The following is a 17,151-nucleotide window of genomic DNA, read 5'->3' on the forward strand; positions in this document are numbered from 1 at the left end:
ACATCATCCTCATCGGCAACGCATCCCGGGTTGCCGGCCAGCGGCCGGCACTACCCGTTGCGTCAGCCCTGCAGCCCCGGCAGTTCGCGCAGGTCATCGATCACCGCCACGGCATGCGCGGTGGCCAGGTCCAGTCCACGCGGATAGCCGTAGCGCACCAGTGCGATCGGCATGCCGGCCGCTTCGGCGGCGCGGTAATCGGTCAACGAATCACCCACCATCAGGCAGGCCTGCGCCGGCACCCCGAAGTGCGCCGCGATGTGCCGCAGCGGTTCCCCACTGGGCTTGCGCTGCGGCAGCGAATCGCCGCCCAGCACCAGCGCGAACGCATCGCCGATCCCGAGGTGCTGCAGCAACGGCGGTACCAGTGCTTCGGGCTTGTTGGTGCAGATCGCCAGCGGCACGTTGCGCTCGCGCAACTGCGCCAGTGCCTCGGCCACACCGTCGAACAGCCGAGGGCTGCGCAGCAGGCATTCACGGTAGTGCACCATGAACACCGGCATCACCTCGGCCAGGTCGACCTCGCGGCCGACGGCATGCACCGCCTGCTCGACCAGCCGGCGGACGCCGTCGCCGATCCAGCCCAGCACGGTGGCCTCCGCAACGCGCGCCATGCCGATGTCCTGCAGGGTACGGTTCAGCGCTTCGGCGATATCAGCGGCGCTGTCGACCAGCGTGCCATCGAGGTCGAACACGACCAGCGGATAGGGATACGACAAGGGACGGCACCTGTGCGACGTAGGGCCGTCCATTGTACGCCGCGGCTTTTTCCCGGATCCGCCTCAGCCGATCCTGCGCGCGCGGGTAGCCAGGAACGTGGGCAGGTAGCGGTCGATCAGGAAGCGTGGCTGCGGTTGCCAGTCTTCCATGAAGCGATCGATGACGAAGCCCGCATCAAGCTGGCCGCCGATCAGCTCGGTCAGGCTGTGGCCGAACGTGAGCGCATCACCACGCGCCAGCTTGGCCTCGCGTTCGGCCGGCGGCAGGTCTTCCAGGTCCGAATAGGGAATGGCGTATTGCGGCCGGATCAGCCCCTGCGCATCCAGCTGCGGATCGCGCGCACCGACGAACAGCACCGGGTTGTAGAAGCTGGCCATCAGCATGCCATCGCGTGCCAGCACGCGGCGGCATTCGGTCCATACCGGGCGCACGTCAGGCACGTACAGGTTGGAGATCGGGTGGAACACCACGTCGAAGCTGTCATTGGCGAATGCGTGCAGGTCGCGCATGTCGCCCTGCACGGTGCGCAGCTGCAGGCCATCGCGCGCGGCCACGTTGCGATCCTGCTCGAGCTGCCCATCGGACAGGTCGAACACGGTGACCTCGGCACCGGCGGCGGCCAGTACCGGCGCCTGCTGCCCACCGGCCGAGGCCAGGCACAGGATGCGACGGCCGCGTACATCGCCCAGCCAGTCCAGCGGCAGCGCGCGTGGGGTCAGGTGTACCTGCCAGCGGCCTTCGCGCGCGGCGGCAATCGTTGAGCTTTCAACCGGGCGCGACCACTCGCGCACTTCGCTTGCCTGGCGATCCCAGGCAGCGCGGTTGTGGTCGATCAGGGCCTGTCCATGGTTCATGCGTTCTCCTTGCCCGGTGGGCGCCAATCCAGATCCTGGAACGCCGGGCTGGCGAAGCACTCGCCCAGGAAGTCCAGGAATCGCCGCATGATAGCGGGCTGCTGGCGGCGGGATGCGTACACGGCATGAATGCCGAGTTCGTCCAGGCTGAACCCGGGCAGCAGTTCGATCAGTTCGCCACTGCGCAGCAGCGGTGCCACCTGGTAGGTCGGCAGCATGGCGATACCGGCGCCGGCACGCACCGCCTCCAGCAGCAGCGAGGCCTCGTTGGCACTGATGTTGCCGCCCACCGCCACCGACAGGGATCGCCCGTCGCGGTGCAGCTGCCACAGGCTCTTGCCGACGTAGTGGTGGGTCAGGCAGTTGTGCGCGGCCAGATGCTCCGGTGCGGTCGGCGTACCGCGTGCCTGCAGGTAGGACGGCGTCGCGCACAGCACCGACCGGCAGGTCGCCAGTCGCCGGGCGATCAGGCTGGGGTCGATCTGGCGGGCAATGCGAACTGCCAGGTCGACCCGCTCCTCCACCAGGTTCACCGTGCGGTCGACCAGCAACAGTTCGATGCGCGCCGCGGGATGGCGCGCGACGAAGCCCGCCACGGCCCGCGCCAGATGGCTCTGCCCGAACGAAACACTGGCGGTCACCCGCAACGTTCCATGCGGCTCGGGATCATCGCTGGCCAGTTCGCCCTGCAGCTCCTCGCCGATGGCCAGCATCTGCCGGAAGCGCGCCAGCGCGGCCTCGCCGGGGCCGGTCAGGCTGACCCGGCGCGTGGTCCGGTGCAGCAGGCGCGCGCCCAGCCAGCCCTCGACCTCGGCCAGGTAGCGGCTGACCATCGCCCGCGACATGTCCAGCACCTCGGCGGCGGCAGTAAGGCTGCCGCGCTCGGCGACCTCGACGAACACGGTCATGGCGGTCAATCGGTCCATATGCTCGATCCATGCAACAAACAAGCGCGTTATACGCTGTTTTTCGAGCGACTGCAGCGGCCTAGAGTGACCCCATTCCCACCCCACACCGCCCCACGGAGTTCCGCCATGAAGATCGCCCTCGTTGGTTCCACCGGCAACATCGGCCGCCAGATCGCCCGCCATGCGTTGGCCCGCGGCCATCAACTCACCGTCATCGTGCGCAGCGCACAGGATCTCCCGGCCGAGCTGGCCGGCGCCCATCCGGTGATCGCTTCGTTGGACGACCAGGACGCGCTGGTCGCCGCCATCGCCGGCCACGACGTCCTGGCCAGCGCCTACGGCCCGCGCCCCGGCGATGACATCGGCCGCGTCGGCGAGGTCGCCGCGCAGCTGGCCTCCGCCGCGCGCAAGGCCGGCGTACCGCGCCTGGTGGTGGTCGGTGGCGCCGGCAGCCTGGAAGTGGCACCGGGCGTGCAGCTGGTCGACACCCCGGACTTCCCGGATGCCTACAAGCCGTACGCACTGGCCCACCGTGAAGCGTTCAACCGCCTGCAGGCCGTGGACGACCTGGACTGGACCTTCTTCTCGCCGGCCGCCGAAATCGGCCCGGGTGAAGAGCGTGGCCAGTACCGTGTGCAGCCCAAGGCCTTCCTCGCCGATGCCAGCGGCCACAGCCGCATCAGCTATGCCGACTACGGCGCCGCGTTCGTCGCCGAGCTGGAGGCGCACGCATACCCGAAGCAGATCATCACCGCCGCGTACTGATCGGCGCATGCGCCCTGTAGAGCCGAGCCCGCGCTCGGCTCTGCGCCAGAATGCAGCCGAGCCTGGCTCGGCCCTACCCAAGGAATTGCCATGCGTACCGCTGCCCTGCTGCTCCCCCTCGCACTCGCCGCCGGCTTCGCCAGTGCCCCCCTGCTGGCGGCACCGGCCAGCACGCCGTCATCTGCCACGGCGCCCCGCTCCCAGCTGCATCTGAAGACTTTCCATCCCGGCCCGCAGGCCATGTTCTCGGTGTCCTCGGTACTGATCGAAGGCCGCCGGGAGGCGATCCTGGTCAATGCGCAGTTCGGCGCCAGCGATGCCCGGAAGCTGGTCGAGCTGGTCCGTGCCAGCGGCAAGCAGCTGACCACGATCTACATCAGCCACGGTGATCCGGACTACTACTTCGGCCTGGCCACCCTGCAGGATGCGTTCCCGCAGGCGCGTATCGTCGCCACCGCGCAGACCGTCGCCCATATCCAGCAGACCCAGGCCGGCAAGCTGGCCTACTGGGGGCCGAAGATGGGCGCTGACGTTCCCGCACGCATCGTGGTGCCGCAGGTGCTGGAGGGCGATGCCCTGCAGCTGGACGGCGAGCGCCTGCCGCTGATCGGCCTGGATGGCCCGACCCCGGATCGCAGCGTGCTGTGGGTGCCGTCCCTGCGTGCGATCGTCGGCGGCATCCCGGTGGTGGCCGGCGAGCACGTGTGGATGGCCGACACGCAGACGCCGAAATCGCATGCCGACTGGCTGCAGACGCTGCAACGCCTGCAGGCACTGCGGCCGAAGGTGGTGGTGCCGGGCCACTACGCGCCGGGTGCGGTGCTGGATGCCAGTGCATTGCGCTTCACCGCCGATTACATCCGCGCCTTCGATGCCGAGGCCGCCAAGGCGCGGGACAGTGCAGCACTGGTGAAAGCGATGCAGGCACGCTACCCGAAGCTGGCCGGCGTGGAATCGCTGCAGCTGAGCGCGAAGGTGGCCAAGGGCGAAATGCAGTGGCCATGAGGTAGGGCTTGTTCTTTTGCAGGGCTGCGCCCTGCACTCGCCGAAGCAACAGCAACAACAGCGGGATTCCGTGGGATGGCGCGGTGGGAAGACCTGCTCCTGGTGGGTGTCGACCTTGGTCGACACGTAGATCCACGCCGTGCGTGGATGAACGTTCAGGAACGATCGGTCTGGGTGTGCTCGAACAGCTCACCCTGCAGCACCGGTTCCTTTTCGCGGAAGCCGCCCAGGCCAACCCCGACCAGGCGATAGCGGGTTTCGGCCGGCAGCTCGACGCGGGCGCGCAGCGCCAGGGCGATGTCGCGCAGTTCCTCCATCGATTCCGGTGGGCGTTCCGGGGTGAAGCTGCGGGTCAGGATGCGGAACTGCGCGGTCTTCAGCTTCAGCACCACGGTATGGCCGACCCGTTCGGTCTTGCGGGTGGCGTTCCAGGTCTTCTCCGCCAGCTGCACGATCGCTTCGGCCAGATCTTCCAGCAGCAGGTCCTCGGCGAAGGTGTCCTCCGAGGAAATCGACTGTACCTGCTGGTCCGGCTCCACCGGCCGCTCATCCACGCCGCGTGCGCGGTTGTACAGGCTGCGGCCAAAGCTGCCGAATGCTTCTTCCAGATCGATCAGCGCCCATTGCCGCAGGTCACCGCAGGTGACGATGCCGCGTGCGGCCAGCTTGCCTTCCATCACCTTGCCCACGCCGGGCACCCGACTCACCGGCAGCGGCGTCAGGAACGCCTCCACCCGCTGTGGCGGAATCACGAACTGGCCGTCGGGCTTGCGCCAGTCCGAAGCGATCTTGGCCAGGAACTTGTTCGGCGCGATCCCGGCTGAAGCAGTCAGGTTTGTTTCCTCGCGGATCTGCGCACGGATGGTGCGGGCGATCTCGGTGGCCAGCTCGATGCCGCTCTTCGGCTCGGTCACGTCCAGATAGGCCTCATCCAGCGACAACGGCTCGACCAGGTCGGTATGCCGCAGGAAGATCTCGCGCACCTGGCGTGACACCGCTTTGTAACGTGCGAAGTCCGGCGGCACGAAGACCGCATCCGGACACAGGCGTTCGGCACGCAGTGCCGGCATCGCCGAACGCACGCCGAACACGCGTGCTTCGTACGAGGCTGCGCACACCACCGAGCGTGCGCCACGCCAAGCCACAACCACGGGCTTGCCACGCAGTGACGGATCGTCGCGCTGCTCCACCGACGCGTAGAACGCGTCCATGTCGACGTGGATGATCTTGCGCAGTCGGGTCATGTCAGGCGGAAAGGGCGGGGGCAGGCGGGGCGGGCCACACGCCCAAGTATGGTCTTTGCACATCAACAGGATGCGCGTATTCCCTTGAAAACACTACGGTTGCGTACGGTTGAAATGTTTGATCGGCGCAGTTTCCACGGGCATCCTCGAGCGCTTGTTTCCCTGTTTCCCCGCTTCCAGGATTGTGCTTCATGACCCGTCTCCACGCGTTCAACCGCGAACAGCTGCTGGCCAGCGCACGCGGTGAACTGTTCGGCACCGCCGCCGGCCGTTTGCCCAACGATCCGATGCTGATGTTCGACCGCATCACCGAAATCCGCGAGGACGGCGGACCGCATGGCAAAGGCATGGTACGCGCCGAACTGGATATCCGCCCGGACCTGTGGTTCTTCGGCTGCCACTTCATCGGCGACCCGGTGATGCCCGGCTGCCTCGGCCTGGATGCCATGTGGCAGCTGACCGGCTTCTTCCTGACCTGGCTGGGCGCTCCCGGCAAGGGCCGCGCACTGGGCTGCGGCGAGGTAAAGTTCACCGGCCAGGTACTGCCGGACGCCAAGCGGGTCCGCTACGAGATCGACATCAGCCGGGTGATCAACCGCAAGCTGGTGATGGCCCAGTCGGACGCCCGCATGTACGTGGATGATCGTGAAATCTACAGCGCGCGCGACCTGCGCGTCGGCCTGTTCACTGAAACCGGGAGCTTCTGATGCGTCGCGTTGTCATCACCGGCATGGGCATCACGTCCTGCCTCGGCAATGATCTGGATACCGTTTCGGCCGCGCTGCGCGAAGGGCGCTCCGGCATCACCCTGCTGGCCGACCACGCCGAGGCCGGGCTGCGCAGCCAGGTCGGCGGCCGTGTCGACCTTGACCTGGACGCACTGATCGACCGCAAGCAGAAGCGCTTCATGAGCGATGCGGCGGCCTTCGCCTACCTGTCCATGCGCGATGCCATCGCCGATGCCGGGCTCAGCCCCGAGCAGGTCAGCAACCTGCGTACCGGCCTGATCGCCGGCTCCGGTGGCGGCTCCAGCGAATGGCAGATCGGCGCGGTCGACCTGCTGCGCGAACGCGGCGTGCGCAAGGTCGGCCCGTACATGGTGCCGCGCACGATGTGCTCGACGGTCTCGGCCTGCCTGGCCACCGCCTACCAGATCAAGGGCGTCAGCTACTCGCTGTCCGCCGCCTGCGCGACCTCGGCGCACTGCATCGGCGCGGCTGCGGACATGATCCGCCACGGCGCGCAGGACATCATGTTCGCCGGTGGCGGCGAAGACCTGCACTGGTCGATGAGCGTGATGTTCGATGCGATGGGCGCCCTGTCGACCAGCTTCAACGAGACCCCGGCCAGTGCCTCGCGCCCGTACGACAAGGACCGCGATGGCTTCGTCATCGCCGGCGGCGGCGGCATGCTGGTGCTGGAGGATTACGACCACGCCGTCGCGCGTGGCGCGCACATCCATGCCGAGCTGATCGGCTACGGCGTGACCTCCGATGGCGCCGACATGGTCGCTCCGTCCGGTGAAGGCGCGGTGCGCTGCATGAAGATGGCGCTGGAAGGCATCGACCGTCCGCTGGACTACCTCAACACCCACGGTACCTCGACCCCGCTGGGCGACGTTACCGAGCTCAACGCGATCCGCGAAGTGTTCGGCGACGCGGTGCCGCCGCTGTCCTCGACCAAGGCGTTGTCCGGCCATTCGCTGGGGGCGGCCAGCGTGCACGAGGCGATCTACTGCCTGCTGATGATGCGCGATGGTTTCGTTGCCGGTTCAGCCAACATCGCCGAGCTGGACCCGAAGGTGGAGAGCTTCCCGATCCTGCGCGAGAGCCGCGAGCAGAAGCTGGATACGGTGATGTCCAACAGCTTCGGCTTCGGCGGCACCAACGCTGCGCTGGTGTTCGGCCGGGTTTGATGGGGAAGGCGTGCCGACCCACGGTCGGCACCCACCACAAAGAGCATGCCAACCCAGGTTGGCATCTACCAGGGCATTTGAATGTGCCGACCCACGGTCGGCATCTACCGGTTATTTCGGCAGCAGCGGCAGCAGCAGCGCGTGCGCGTCCACCAGCGAGCCGACGATGCGGTGGCCGAGCGCGCGCAGTTCCTCATCCGGATGCACCAGGTCCGGAACCTGGATCACGGTCATGCCGGCGGCCAGCGCCGCGCGCGTGCCGGCCGGTGAATCCTCCAGCGCCAGGCAACGCTCCGGCGCCTGGCCCAACCGCTGCGCGGCGAGCAGGTAGATGTCCGGCGCCGGCTTCGGCCGCGCCACATCACCGCTGGTGATCACCGCATCGAAGTACGGCAGCAGGCCGGCGGCGGCCAGCTTGCGGTTGGCACGCGGTTGCCGCGTGGTGGTCGCCACCGCACGCGGGATCGCGTGCGCCTTGAGCAGTTCCAGCAACGCCAGGATGCCCGGCCGCAGCGGCAGGCCGGTCTGCGTGCGCGCTTCATACAGCTCATGGCAACGCGCGGCCACGGCCTCGATCACGCCATCCTCGATGCCCTGCGCACGCAGCAGCGCGTGGGTGTCGCGGTCACCGAGGCCGACCATGCGCAGGAACACCGCCTCGTCCAGGCCCAGCCCGAACGCGTCGGCAGCCTCGCTCCAGCAGGCCAGCGAAACCCGCTCGCTGTCGATCATCAGGCCGTCCATGTCGAAGATGACGGCGTCGGGAAGGAACGGCAGCGCAGCGATGGCGGTCATGGAGCGAACAGCGTATCCAGGTCGGTGGAAGTGAGCTGCCGCCATTGGCCTTCGTCCAGCCCCTGCAGGTCCAGTCCGCCGACGCGACTGCGGTGCAGGGCCTGAACGTGATTGCCGGTGGCAGCAAACATGCGGCGTACCTGATGGTAACGGCCTTCGTGCAGCACCAGGCGCGCACGACGCGCATCCAGCACTTCGAGTTCAGCCGGCAGCAGGGGGGTCTTCTCCGACTCCAGCATCAGCGTGCCGCTGGCGAACAGCGCCACCTCGTCACCGCGCAGGTCGTCGCTCAGTTCGACTTCGTAGACCTTGGGCAGCTTCGACTTCGGCGAGATGATCCGGTGCAGCAGGCCACCATCGTCGGTCAACAGCAGCAGGCCGCTGGTCTCACGGTCAAGACGGCCGACCGTGGACAGCACCGGATCACGATCGCGGAAGCGCGGCGGCAGCAGGTCGTAGATCAGGCGACCGGTGTCCTTGGTCGAGCAGGTGTAGCCGGCCGGCTTGTGCAGCGCGATCGACAGCCCGACGGGCGGATCCAGTGGCTCGCCATCAACCCGGATGGCGTCATGCGGTACCTGGTCGTCGGCGTACAGCACCTCGCCGTCGGCATCGGTGACGCGGCCCTCGCGGAACATCCACTGCACCTGCTTGCGGCTGCCATAGCCCAGGTTGGCGATGTGCTTGACCAGTTTCATTGGCCCTTCCCCCTTCCCTTCACCGCTTCGACCAGCTTGAAGCCGTCGCGTTCGGCGACCACGCGCACCGCGCCGAAACTGTCGTTGAGGGTGTGCTCGTACGGCAGGTGGCGATTGGCCACCACGTACAGGCGCCCGCCCGGGCGCAGCGCCTGCGCGGCCACGGCGATGAAGCGCTGGCCGATGTCGGGGCGGTCGGCACGCGAGGGCGTGTGGAACGGCGGGTTGCTGATGATGACGTCGTAGCCCGGCTCGATGCCGGCAGTGACGTCGCGCCACAGGAAGCGCAGCGGCAACGGGCGCGGCGGCGGCGCCAGGTTCAGCTCGGCCAGCGCCAGTGCACGCTGCTCGGCTTCATACAGGTCCAGCGCGGTGATCTTCGGGCAACGCTCCAGCAGCTCGCGCGACAGGTAGCCATAGCCGGCACCGAGGTCGGCGGCACGCCCGGCGAGGTCGGCCGGCAGGTGTTCGGCCAGCAGCGCCGAGGCCGGGTCGATGCGGTCCCAGGCAAATACGCCCGGGCGGCTGAGGAAGCGACCGCCGACAATCGGGCGCACCGCATCCAGCGCCGACCAGCGCTTGGCCAGATCGGCATCCTGCTGGCCCTGCATCGGGGCGGTCCAGTACACGCGGCAGTGATTCTTGGTCAGGCTGCCGCCAAGGCCGGTCAGCTGCTTGAGGTCGCCCTCGCCCGAGCGTGCGCCCTCGTTGTTGGACTGGCAGGCGACGATACGGCCGCCTTCGGCGACCAGCGCCAGCGCGCGGGCGAACAGCGCACGGGCCTCTTCGCGCTGGCGCGGCGGCAGCACCAGCACCAGCGGGTAGCGGCCCTTGCCGGCCACGTCGTCCAGCTGCCCGCTTACGGTCCAGCCGGCGGCCTGCTGCAGCGGCTGCGCGAACGGCGCGAAGCTCTGCTCGCAATGCACCTCACGGTTGCCGGCCGCTTCGCGCAGCGGCCAGCCATCGCGGGCACGCAGGAAGGCCACGGGACCCTCCGGCCAGCGCAGGGCGCCTTGGGAGAACGGCAGGAACAGGGTCTGCAGGGGGGCGTCGTCGCTGGAGGCCATCGGCGCGGGTACTTCAAGCGTGAGGGCCGTCCATTGTACCGGCTTGGCCGGCCCGGCCCGGGCGGCCGTTTTGCGAAACCCGAACGGGGCCTTGATCCGACAGCAACAGTGGAACGTTCAGGGTAAAGGCTCCCCCCGGAAACCCAGGAGAACCTGCATGCGAGCCTTGTTCGTCGGTGGCGTGGTCGACAACAGTGAAATGGACCTGGAAGGCAGCCATCCGCCCGTGCATTACCCCGAGGACACCGGCGGCGGCCACTCGCGCTACCGGCTGCACCAGGTCGGCCACGGCAGCGATGGCAGCGTGGCCTACGCGGTCTATGGTGCGCCCGACCTGGCCGATGACGAGGTGGCCCGGGTTGCCGAGGAGCGCGCCTATGCGCGCCGGTTCGAAGCAACCCCGACCCTGTTCGAGCATTGAGCAACCGGTGAGATTGCCGGCGGCGTAGGCGGGACACCCCCTGTAGCGCCCGGGCCCAGGCTCGGGCGGCGGCACAGCCGGGCCACCCGCAGCCGAGCGCCGGCTCGGCTCTACAACACCTTTAGATGGCGCCGCCGGGCTGTCTAGAGCCTCGGCGGCAGCCGGCGGATGCTGGCGATCTCGTCCAGCCAGACATGGTGCTGCTGCACCGGCGTGTCGTAGTCATCCAGGCGCAGCTGGCCATTGCTGCCTTCATCGCCGGCCTCGTTGCGGTACTGCTGCACGGTCGGCTTCACCGCGACGGTGCCGAGCAGGCGACGACCATCCTGCAGGGTCAGTTCAACCTGCGTTTCGCCTTCCAGCTGCGGCAGCAGGGCTTCCAGGCGCGCAATCTGCGCCGGATCGGTGTGGATGCGGGGAGCTATGCGGGACATCGGCGACCTCCTGCCTGCAGGGTCGCCGATCGGCCGTGAATGCTCAGTGCAGCGCGCTGTCGGCGCGTGGCACCTGTACCTTGCGCACGGCGGCCACCAGCTGCGCCACCGAGTACGGCTTGGCCACATGCTCCTGGAAGCCCGATGCCAACGCGCGGCGGCGGTCATCGGCCCGTGCCAGCGCAGTCACCGCCACCGCGGGCAGGGTCGTGGCATCCACGCCCATGTCCTCGCGCAGCGTGCGCACCAGCCCATAGCCATCCATGCCGGGCATGCCGATGTCGGTGAGCATCACGTGGTACTGCAGATGACCGGTATCAGCCAGCAGTGCCAGCGCCTCGCCGGCCGAACTGGCCGCCGATACGCTGGCGCCCTGCTCTTCCAGCATGCGCCGCAGGTATTCCAGCACTTCCGGCTGGTCTTCCACCGCCAGTACGTGCATGCCGCGCAGCGGATACGGCTCGACCACCACCGGTTCCAGGATCGGCCCGCTGATCACTTCGCGCAGCGGCCGCCGCTCGGCATCGGGAATGTGCTTGGGCAGGCGCACGGTGAAGGTGGCACCGTGGCCGTGCCCTTCACTGGCTGCGGTGACCGTGCCGCCATGCAGCTCGACCAGCTGCTGCACGATCGCCAGGCCCAGACCAAGGCCGCCATGCCGGCGCGTGGTGGTGCCGTCGGCCTGGCGGAAGCGGCTGAACAGATGATGGAGGAATTCAGGCGCAATGCCGTCACCGGTGTCGCGCACGGTGATCACCCAGTGGTTGCCATCCGACTGCAGTTGCAGGTCGATGCGGCCTTCGGCCGGGGTGAACTTGATCGCGTTCGAGAGCAGGTTCCAGAACACCTGCTGCAGCCGGGTCGCATCGCCCAGCACCAGGCTGGGCTGCTCCGGCAGCTGCAGGTGCACGTCCAGCGCCTTGCCTTCGGCGACCAGTTCCTGCGCGCCGATGGCCTCGCCCAGCAATCCGCGCAGGTCCAGTACTTCCACTTCCAGCTGCACTTTGCCCAGCAGCATGCTGCTGAGGTCGAGCATGTCCGAGATCAGCCGCTTCTGCGCACCGGCGCTGTTGGCGATCACGTTCAGCCCCTTGTACAGCGGGCTGGTGTTGTCCACCCGCTGCAGCAGCAGTTCGCTCCAACCGAGGATGGTGGTCAGCGGGGTGCGCAGCTCATGCGACAGCGTGGCGAGGAATTCGTCCTTCAGCCGCGCCATGTTCTCGGCGGCACTGCGCGCCGCGCGCTCGGACTGCAGCAGTTCCTCGCGGGCCAGTTCGATCTCGCGGCGTTCGGTCACGTCCGGGCTGCTGCCGGCCAGGCCGATGAAGCGGCCCATGCGCGAGAAGCGCGGGCGTGCGTTCATCTCCAGCCAGCGCCACTGCCCATCGGCACGCCGTGCCCGCACCAGCGCATGCATCGAGCGCTGCGCCTTCAACGCCTCCTGCAGTTCGTACTCGAACACCGAGGCATCGTCCGGATGCACCAGCCCGCGCCAGACATCTTCCGGCACGCGGGTCTCGTCGCCGCCGAAGAACTCGCTGAAGGCGCTGTTGACGAAGCGGGCATGGCCGCGCTCATCGAGCACCCACACCGGCATCGGCAGGCCATCGGCGAGCGCGCTGAAACGGGCTTCGCTCTCGCCCAGCTCCACTTCCATCTGCTTGCGCGCGGTGATGTCGAAGAACAGGATGCCGACCTTGTCTTCACCCGGCCGCCCCACGCGTACCGCGTCGACCGCGAACGAGCGGCCCAGCGCGCGTGCTTCCATCTCGAACTGCGCCGGGCGGCCGCTGCGTGCGACCTCGCCGTAGATGCGGAACCAGTCTTCCTCGTGGTGCGGCTGCAGCAGGCTCATGTGCTGGCCCCGCGCGTCCTTCAGCCCGGTATGACGCTCGAACGCGTCGTTGACCTCGATGAAACGATAGTCCACCGCGCGATCGCCTTCGAACAGCACCTGGATCACGCAGAAACCGGCGTTGATGCGCTCAAGCACGCCATGATGCAGGTCGGGTTCGGGCGCCGGCACCATCATCGGTGGGCGCTCCACTAGGGGCGGCAGTGTGGACAAGGGCGTCTGGAACGGGCCGGATTGGAGGCACAGCATCTTCCAGAGAGCGTATTCACAGCGTCAAGCGCCGTCAGTCATGGTTGACGACGATGAATTGGCGGCAACCACGTTCGCGCATGTCGCATTCGGCCGTTGCGGTCCCCCGCGGCCGGGATCACACTCGAACCGAGATCAACATCGTCCCCACCGAGGGACGCAGGAGACCGTCATGAAAGTCTCACGTGCTGGCACCCTGCTGCTGGCCGCCGTCCTCGCGGCCGGCACCGCCACGGCCGCGCCGCGCACCGTGACCGATCCGCAGGCCCCCCGTGCGCTGCCGGCCGATGGCCCGGTGAGCGTGAAATGGGATGATCCGGCCAAGTTCACCGAGATCCGCCAGAGTGGCAACCGTTTCGAGGCTGAGCGCGGTGATTGGGTGCAGCAGATCGCACGCTACCTGCAGACCACCGCCGCCAAGCCGCTGCAGCCCGGGCAGACCCTGGATGTGACCCTGGTCGACATCAAGCGTGCCGGCGACTACGAGCCGTGGCACGGCCCGCGCGGGCGTGACATCCGGGTCCTGCGTGACATCTATCCGCCGCGCATCAGCCTGCAGTACACGCTGAAGGACGCCAGTGGCCGCATTGTCAGCGAGGGCGATGCGCGCCTCAGCGACTCGGGCTATCTGCAGGGCAGTGGCCTGCTGACCGACAGCGATCCGCTGCGCTACGAGAAGCGCCTGATCAATGACTGGGTCAAGCGCCAGCTGACCAGCCAGGCGACCGCCGCTCGCTGAACCCGGGCCAGGTGCCGACCCAGGTCGGCAGCTACCAGAGCCACGTACGGCCAGCCCACCAACGGTAGGTGTCGACCCTGGTCGACACCCATTCACAGCGCCGACCAAGGCCGGCGGTGTTCGGTCAGTCCTGATAGACCCTGGCCACGCGCTTGACCGCGCACGGCAGCTGGTACGCACTCACACCGCAACGCGGCGCCAGTTCGGCAAGGGTCGGTGCATGGCCCCACAGCTCCACCACGCTGCCGATGCCGGCCTGCGGATGCGCGGTCAGGTCCACGGTCAGCATGTCCATCGACACACGCCCGATCAGCACACCGGGTTGGCCGTCGATCAGCACCGGGGTGCCGTTCGGCGCGAACTGCGGATAGCCATCGGCGTAACCCAGCGCCACCACGCCCACCCGGGTGCGCGCCTTGGACACGAAGCGGGCGCCGTAGCCGACCGGTTCACCGGCCTCGATCCAGCGCTCGGCGATCACCCTGGACTGCATCGTCATCACCGGGCGCAGGCGCGCGGTGATCTGCGAGTTCTCAGGCAGCGGGTTGGCGCCGTACAGCATCAGGCCGGGACGCACCCAGTCGCTGCGTACGTCCGGCCAGCCCAGCAGGGCCGGTGAATTGCACACGCTGGTCTCGCCTTCCAGCCCATCGATGGCACGCGCGAAGGTCGCGGCCTGTTCGTGGGTGCGTTCGCTGTCCAGCTCGTCGGCGCGCGCCAGATGGGTCATCAGCACGATGCGTTCGACCTGCGGCAGGGCCGACAGGCGCGCATGCGCAGCGCGGAATCCCTCCACGTCCAGGCCGAGCCGGTGCATGCCACTGTCCAGCTTCAGCCACACCGTCAGCGGGCGCGGGCTGTCGAAGCTGGCGAGCGCCTCCAGCTGCCACGGCGAACCCACCGCGAACCAGAAATCGTGCTCGGCCACCAGCGCCATGTCGCTGGGCTCGAAGATACCTTCCAGCAGCAGGATCGGCGCACGGATGCCCGCCTGGCGCAGCTCCAGCGCTTCTTCGATGGTGGCCACGCCGAAGCCGTCGGCCTCGTCTTCCAACGCCTGCGCGCAGCGCACCGCGCCGTGGCCGTAGGCATCGGCCTTGATGATGGCCAGGGCCTTGCCACCGCCCAGTTCACGGGCGAGCCGGTAGTTGCTGCGCAGGGCGCCCAGATCGATCAGCGCGCGGGCAGGACGCATGTGCGGTTCTCATGTTGCGGCGCGTGACCGTACTGGCCATAGCGGAAAATATCCAGGCCTTCGGTGCTGATCTGCGGCTGGCGCGCGCTCATCAGGTCGGCCAGGTAGCGGCCCGAACCACAGGCCATGGTCCAGCCCAGGGTGCCGTGGCCGGTATTGAGGTACAGGTTGCGGAACGGCGTGGCGCCAATCACCGGCGTACCGTCCGGCGTGGCCGGGCGCAGGCCGGTCCAGAACTGCGCGCGCGACAGGTCACCGCCCTTCGGGTACAGGTCGCTGACCACCAGTTCCAGGGTTTCGCGGCGGCGCTGCGACAACGACAGGTCGAAGCCGGCCACTTCGGCCATGCCGCCGACGCGGATGCGGTCGTCGAAACGGGTGACCGCTACCTTGTAGCTCTCGTCGAGGATGGTCGAGGTCGGTGCCATCGCCGGATCGGTGATCGGCAGGGTCAGCGAGTAGCCCTTCAGCGGGTACACCGGAAGGCGCATGCCCAGCGGCGCCACCAGCGCCGGCGAGTAGCTGCCCAGCGCGACCACGAAGCGGTCGGCGGTTTCCAGCTTGCCGTCGATGCGTACGCCGCTGATGCGGTCGCCGTCGAACTCCAGGCCGGTGATGTCCTGGTCGAAACGGAATTCGACGCCGGCGTCCACGCACATCTGCGCCAGGCGGCGGGTGAACAGCTGGCAATCGCCGGTCTGGTCGCGCGGCAGGCGCAGCGCGCCGACCAGGCCATCAACGTGCGCCAGCGCGGGCTCGGCCTGGATGATGCCGGCACGGTCGAGCACCTCGTACGGCACGCCGTACTGGGCCAGGATCTCGATGTCCTGCGCCGAGGCATCCAGCTGCTGCTGGGTGCGGAACAGCTGGGTGGTACCCAGGTCGCGGCCTTCGAACTCGATGCCGACCTGCGCGCGCAGCTCGTTCAGGCAGTCGCGGCTGTACTCGGACATGCGCACCATGCGCGCCTTGTTGATCGCGTAGCGCTCGTGGGTGCAGTTGCGCAGCATCTGCCACAGCCAGCGGTACTGGGCCAGGTCCATGCCCGGGCGGATCGCCAGCGGCGCATGCTTCTCGAACAGCCAGCCGATCGCCTTCTTCGGCACGCCCGGGGCCGCCCACGGCGAGGTGTAGCCGAACGACAGCTGGCCGGCGTTGGCAAAGCTGGTCTCCAGCGCCGGGCCGGGCTGGCGGTCGATGACCGTGACTTCAAACCCGGCCTGTCGCAGGTACCAGGCACTGGTGGTGCCGATCACGCCGCTGCCGAGAACTAGGACTCGCATGGGACTTCTCCAACCCGATCATTCCCTGCACTGGAGCGTGCCGGGACCATAATTGGGGAAGTATAGACAGCCGATACCAGTTGATTTGCCTGTTTTGAAATCAACCGGCAGGATGTTCTCCTGCAATTCATTCCCCAAGGTTGACGGCCATGGCCACCCGAACCCGCGAACTGGACAAGATCGACCGCAAGATCCTGCGCATCCTGCAGGCCGAGGGCCGCATCTCCTTCACCGAACTGGGCGAGCGGGTCGGCCTGTCCACCACGCCGTGCACCGAACGCGTGCGGCGGCTGGAGCGCGAGGCGGTGATCACCGGCTACCACGCCCACCTGGACCCGGCGGCGGTAAAGGCCAGCCTGCTGGTGTTCGTGGAGATCAGCCTGGCCTACAAGTCCGGCGACATCTTCGAGGAATTCCGGCGCGCGGCGCTGAAACTGCCCAACGTGCTGGAGTGCCATCTGGTGTCGGGCGACTTCGACTATCTGCTGAAGGCACGCATCAGCGAGATGGCGTCCTATCGCAAGCTGCTTGGCAGCACCCTGCTGACGCTGCCGCATGTACGTGAGTCGAAGAGCTACATCGTGATGGAAGAGGTGAAGGAAACGCTGAGCCTGCCGATTCCGGATTGAAGCCGGGACCAAACGGGGTCAGAGCCCGCAGTTCGGGATCCGACCCCAGTGCGCTGGATCGGGGTCAGACCCCGCGCAGCGGGCTCTGACCCCGGGGCCGCCACCTCAGCGCTGCTGCGGGTGTTTCTGCGAGCGCTGATCCTGCTGCTTGCCGCCCTTGTGCGGCTGCTGCGGATCCATCTGCTGCTGCTGTTGCTGTTGCTGCTGCTGTTGCGGGTTGCGGCCCTGCGGTTCCTTGCCGGGATGACGGTTCTGCTGGTTTTTCATGATCGCGATCCAGTGGACGAAGGACATGCGGCGGCGGAATGCCGGCGCAGGGCCACGGTGGTCCCGGATCGGTTAATCGCAGGCGAAAAAGCAGTGAGCGGGCAGCCA

19 protein-coding genes are annotated in these 17,151 nt (G+C 67.9%); 7 read left to right on the forward strand and 12 right to left on the reverse strand.

Annotation, left to right across the window (positions count from 1 at the left end; translation table 11 throughout):
- Nucleotides 1-62: 62 nt before the first annotated feature.
- The 3 genes from gph to Q0P60_RS12475 form a co-directional block, all read right to left on the reverse strand.
- The gene (gph, locus tag Q0P60_RS12465) at nt 63-719 is read right to left on the reverse strand and encodes a phosphoglycolate phosphatase (RefSeq protein WP_294993614.1); all 657 of its coding nucleotides are present in this window, start codon (nt 717-719) and stop codon (nt 63-65) included.
- 63 nt (nt 720-782) lie between these two features.
- The gene (locus Q0P60_RS12470; protein WP_294993617.1) at nt 783-1,574 is read right to left on the reverse strand and encodes a class I SAM-dependent methyltransferase; all 792 of its coding nucleotides are present in this window, start codon (nt 1,572-1,574) and stop codon (nt 783-785) included.
- Nucleotides 1,571-2,500 (reverse strand): LysR family transcriptional regulator, encoded by a 930-nt coding sequence (locus Q0P60_RS12475; RefSeq protein ID WP_294993620.1) that lies wholly within the window; start codon nt 2,498-2,500, stop codon nt 1,571-1,573. Before Q0P60_RS12475 ends, Q0P60_RS12470 begins: the two co-directional genes overlap by 4 nt.
- A 108-nt stretch (nt 2,501-2,608) precedes the next feature.
- On the opposite strand from Q0P60_RS12475, the gene Q0P60_RS12480 reads away from it, so the two are divergent.
- Together Q0P60_RS12480 and Q0P60_RS12485 are read left to right on the forward strand one after the other, a co-directional pair.
- Nucleotides 2,609-3,247: an NAD(P)H-binding protein gene (locus tag Q0P60_RS12480; protein ID WP_294993623.1), complete on the forward strand. Its 639-nt coding sequence runs from the start codon at nt 2,609-2,611 to the stop codon at nt 3,245-3,247.
- Nucleotides 3,248-3,337: 90 nt separating this feature from the next.
- Nucleotides 3,338-4,252: an MBL fold metallo-hydrolase gene (locus tag Q0P60_RS12485; protein WP_294993626.1), complete on the forward strand. Its 915-nt coding sequence runs from the start codon at nt 3,338-3,340 to the stop codon at nt 4,250-4,252.
- Between the two features lie 155 nt (nt 4,253-4,407).
- Here the strand turns inward: Q0P60_RS12485 and dinB are convergent, their stop codons facing one another.
- Nucleotides 4,408-5,496, reverse strand: a complete 1,089-nt coding sequence (gene dinB / locus Q0P60_RS12490; RefSeq protein WP_294993628.1) for a DNA polymerase IV — start codon at nt 5,494-5,496, stop codon at nt 4,408-4,410.
- 191 nt (nt 5,497-5,687) lie between these two features.
- Here dinB and fabA point away from each other — a divergent pair, with 191 nt between their 5' ends.
- The gene (gene fabA, locus Q0P60_RS12495) at nt 5,688-6,203 is read left to right on the forward strand and encodes a 3-hydroxyacyl-[acyl-carrier-protein] dehydratase FabA (RefSeq protein WP_294993631.1); all 516 of its coding nucleotides are present in this window, start codon (nt 5,688-5,690) and stop codon (nt 6,201-6,203) included.
- A complete protein-coding gene (fabB, locus tag Q0P60_RS12500) occupies nt 6,203-7,411 on the forward strand; it encodes a beta-ketoacyl-ACP synthase I (protein ID WP_294993634.1) in 1,209 nt (402 codons plus the stop codon). Before fabA ends, fabB begins: the two co-directional genes overlap by 1 nt.
- A 111-nt stretch (nt 7,412-7,522) precedes the next feature.
- On the opposite strand, the gene Q0P60_RS12505 is transcribed toward fabB, so the two are convergent.
- Genes Q0P60_RS12505 through Q0P60_RS12515 form a run of 3 tightly spaced genes read right to left on the reverse strand, consistent with a single transcriptional unit; the run spans nt 7,523 to nt 9,971 of the window.
- The gene (locus Q0P60_RS12505) at nt 7,523-8,206 is read right to left on the reverse strand and encodes an HAD family phosphatase (protein WP_294993638.1); all 684 of its coding nucleotides are present in this window, start codon (nt 8,204-8,206) and stop codon (nt 7,523-7,525) included.
- Nucleotides 8,203-8,904 carry a pseudouridine synthase gene (locus Q0P60_RS12510; protein ID WP_053448672.1) on the reverse strand — a complete coding sequence of 234 codons (702 nt, stop codon included), beginning with the start codon at nt 8,902-8,904 and terminating at the stop codon, nt 8,203-8,205. Before Q0P60_RS12510 ends, Q0P60_RS12505 begins: the two co-directional genes overlap by 4 nt.
- Complete coding sequence (locus tag Q0P60_RS12515) at nt 8,901-9,971, reverse strand: class I SAM-dependent methyltransferase (RefSeq protein WP_294993642.1); 1,071 nt, start codon at nt 9,969-9,971, stop codon at nt 8,901-8,903. The genes Q0P60_RS12510 and Q0P60_RS12515 overlap by 4 nt, the downstream gene beginning before the upstream one ends.
- A 157-nt stretch (nt 9,972-10,128) precedes the next feature.
- On the opposite strand from Q0P60_RS12515, the gene Q0P60_RS12520 reads away from it, so the two are divergent.
- Entirely contained in the window at nt 10,129-10,392 is a 264-nt protein-coding gene (locus Q0P60_RS12520; RefSeq protein ID WP_294993645.1) for a hypothetical protein, read from the forward strand.
- A gap of 143 nt (nt 10,393-10,535) precedes the next feature.
- On the opposite strand, the gene Q0P60_RS12525 is transcribed toward Q0P60_RS12520, so the two are convergent.
- Both Q0P60_RS12525 and Q0P60_RS12530 read right to left on the reverse strand, forming a co-directional pair.
- Nucleotides 10,536-10,826, reverse strand: coding sequence for a DUF3247 family protein (locus tag Q0P60_RS12525; RefSeq protein WP_294993647.1), 291 nt, complete (start codon nt 10,824-10,826; stop codon nt 10,536-10,538).
- 43 nt (nt 10,827-10,869) lie between these two features.
- Nucleotides 10,870-12,858 (reverse strand): ATP-binding protein, encoded by a 1,989-nt coding sequence (locus Q0P60_RS12530; RefSeq protein WP_294993650.1) that lies wholly within the window; start codon nt 12,856-12,858, stop codon nt 10,870-10,872.
- A gap of 244 nt (nt 12,859-13,102) precedes the next feature.
- Between Q0P60_RS12530 and Q0P60_RS12535 the strand changes: the two genes are divergently transcribed.
- Nucleotides 13,103-13,669 carry a DUF3016 domain-containing protein gene (locus Q0P60_RS12535; RefSeq protein WP_294993653.1) on the forward strand — a complete coding sequence of 189 codons (567 nt, stop codon included), beginning with the start codon at nt 13,103-13,105 and terminating at the stop codon, nt 13,667-13,669.
- Between the two features lie 124 nt (nt 13,670-13,793).
- Here Q0P60_RS12535 and alr read toward each other — a convergent pair whose 3' ends face one another.
- Both alr and Q0P60_RS12545 read right to left on the reverse strand, forming a co-directional pair.
- Nucleotides 13,794-14,864: an alanine racemase gene (gene alr / locus Q0P60_RS12540; RefSeq protein WP_294993655.1), complete on the reverse strand. Its 1,071-nt coding sequence runs from the start codon at nt 14,862-14,864 to the stop codon at nt 13,794-13,796.
- Nucleotides 14,843-16,147, reverse strand: a complete 1,305-nt coding sequence (locus Q0P60_RS12545; RefSeq protein WP_294993658.1) for a D-amino acid dehydrogenase — start codon at nt 16,145-16,147, stop codon at nt 14,843-14,845. Before Q0P60_RS12545 ends, alr begins: the two co-directional genes overlap by 22 nt.
- A 149-nt stretch (nt 16,148-16,296) precedes the next feature.
- On the opposite strand from Q0P60_RS12545, the gene Q0P60_RS12550 reads away from it, so the two are divergent.
- Nucleotides 16,297-16,776, forward strand: a complete 480-nt coding sequence (locus tag Q0P60_RS12550; RefSeq protein ID WP_004140558.1) for an Lrp/AsnC ligand binding domain-containing protein — start codon at nt 16,297-16,299, stop codon at nt 16,774-16,776.
- Nucleotides 16,777-16,881: 105 nt separating this feature from the next.
- Here Q0P60_RS12550 and Q0P60_RS12555 read toward each other — a convergent pair whose 3' ends face one another.
- On the reverse strand, nt 16,882-17,070 hold the full coding sequence (locus tag Q0P60_RS12555) for a lana protein (RefSeq protein ID WP_294993665.1): 189 nt from the start codon (nt 17,068-17,070) through the stop codon (nt 16,882-16,884).
- Nucleotides 17,071-17,151 lie beyond the last annotated feature (81 nt).

The sequence above is a fragment of the uncultured Stenotrophomonas sp. genome, from assembly GCF_945952405.1.
Lineage (GTDB): Bacteria > Pseudomonadota > Gammaproteobacteria > Xanthomonadales > Xanthomonadaceae > Stenotrophomonas.

What these genes read in the sequence shown, in the direction of transcription:
- fabB (WP_294993634.1), top strand. Translation starts at nt 6,203, where the DNA reads ATGCGTCGCGTTGTCATCACCGGCATGGGCATCACGTCCTGCCTCGGC.
- Q0P60_RS12545 (WP_294993658.1), bottom strand. Translation starts at nt 16,147, where the DNA reads ATGCGAGTCCTAGTTCTCGGCAGCGGCGTGATCGGCACCACCAGTGCC.
- Q0P60_RS12550 (WP_004140558.1), top strand. Translation starts at nt 16,297, where the DNA reads ATGGCCACCCGAACCCGCGAACTGGACAAGATCGACCGCAAGATCCTG.
- fabA (WP_294993631.1), top strand. Translation starts at nt 5,688, where the DNA reads ATGACCCGTCTCCACGCGTTCAACCGCGAACAGCTGCTGGCCAGCGCA.
- Q0P60_RS12470 (WP_294993617.1), bottom strand. Translation starts at nt 1,574, where the DNA reads ATGAACCATGGACAGGCCCTGATCGACCACAACCGCGCTGCCTGGGAT.
- Q0P60_RS12480 (WP_294993623.1), top strand. Translation starts at nt 2,609, where the DNA reads ATGAAGATCGCCCTCGTTGGTTCCACCGGCAACATCGGCCGCCAGATC.
- Q0P60_RS12520 (WP_294993645.1), top strand. Translation starts at nt 10,129, where the DNA reads ATGCGAGCCTTGTTCGTCGGTGGCGTGGTCGACAACAGTGAAATGGAC.
- Q0P60_RS12555 (WP_294993665.1), bottom strand. Translation starts at nt 17,070, where the DNA reads ATGTCCTTCGTCCACTGGATCGCGATCATGAAAAACCAGCAGAACCGT.
- Q0P60_RS12530 (WP_294993650.1), bottom strand. Translation starts at nt 12,858, where the DNA reads ATGATGGTGCCGGCGCCCGAACCCGACCTGCATCATGGCGTGCTTGAG.
- dinB (WP_294993628.1), bottom strand. Translation starts at nt 5,496, where the DNA reads ATGACCCGACTGCGCAAGATCATCCACGTCGACATGGACGCGTTCTAC.
- Q0P60_RS12510 (WP_053448672.1), bottom strand. Translation starts at nt 8,904, where the DNA reads ATGAAACTGGTCAAGCACATCGCCAACCTGGGCTATGGCAGCCGCAAG.
- Q0P60_RS12485 (WP_294993626.1), top strand. Translation starts at nt 3,338, where the DNA reads ATGCGTACCGCTGCCCTGCTGCTCCCCCTCGCACTCGCCGCCGGCTTC.
- Q0P60_RS12525 (WP_294993647.1), bottom strand. Translation starts at nt 10,826, where the DNA reads ATGTCCCGCATAGCTCCCCGCATCCACACCGATCCGGCGCAGATTGCG.
- alr (WP_294993655.1), bottom strand. Translation starts at nt 14,864, where the DNA reads ATGCGTCCTGCCCGCGCGCTGATCGATCTGGGCGCCCTGCGCAGCAAC.
- Q0P60_RS12475 (WP_294993620.1), bottom strand. Translation starts at nt 2,500, where the DNA reads ATGGACCGATTGACCGCCATGACCGTGTTCGTCGAGGTCGCCGAGCGC.
- Q0P60_RS12515 (WP_294993642.1), bottom strand. Translation starts at nt 9,971, where the DNA reads ATGGCCTCCAGCGACGACGCCCCCCTGCAGACCCTGTTCCTGCCGTTC.
- Q0P60_RS12535 (WP_294993653.1), top strand. Translation starts at nt 13,103, where the DNA reads ATGAAAGTCTCACGTGCTGGCACCCTGCTGCTGGCCGCCGTCCTCGCG.
- Q0P60_RS12505 (WP_294993638.1), bottom strand. Translation starts at nt 8,206, where the DNA reads ATGACCGCCATCGCTGCGCTGCCGTTCCTTCCCGACGCCGTCATCTTC.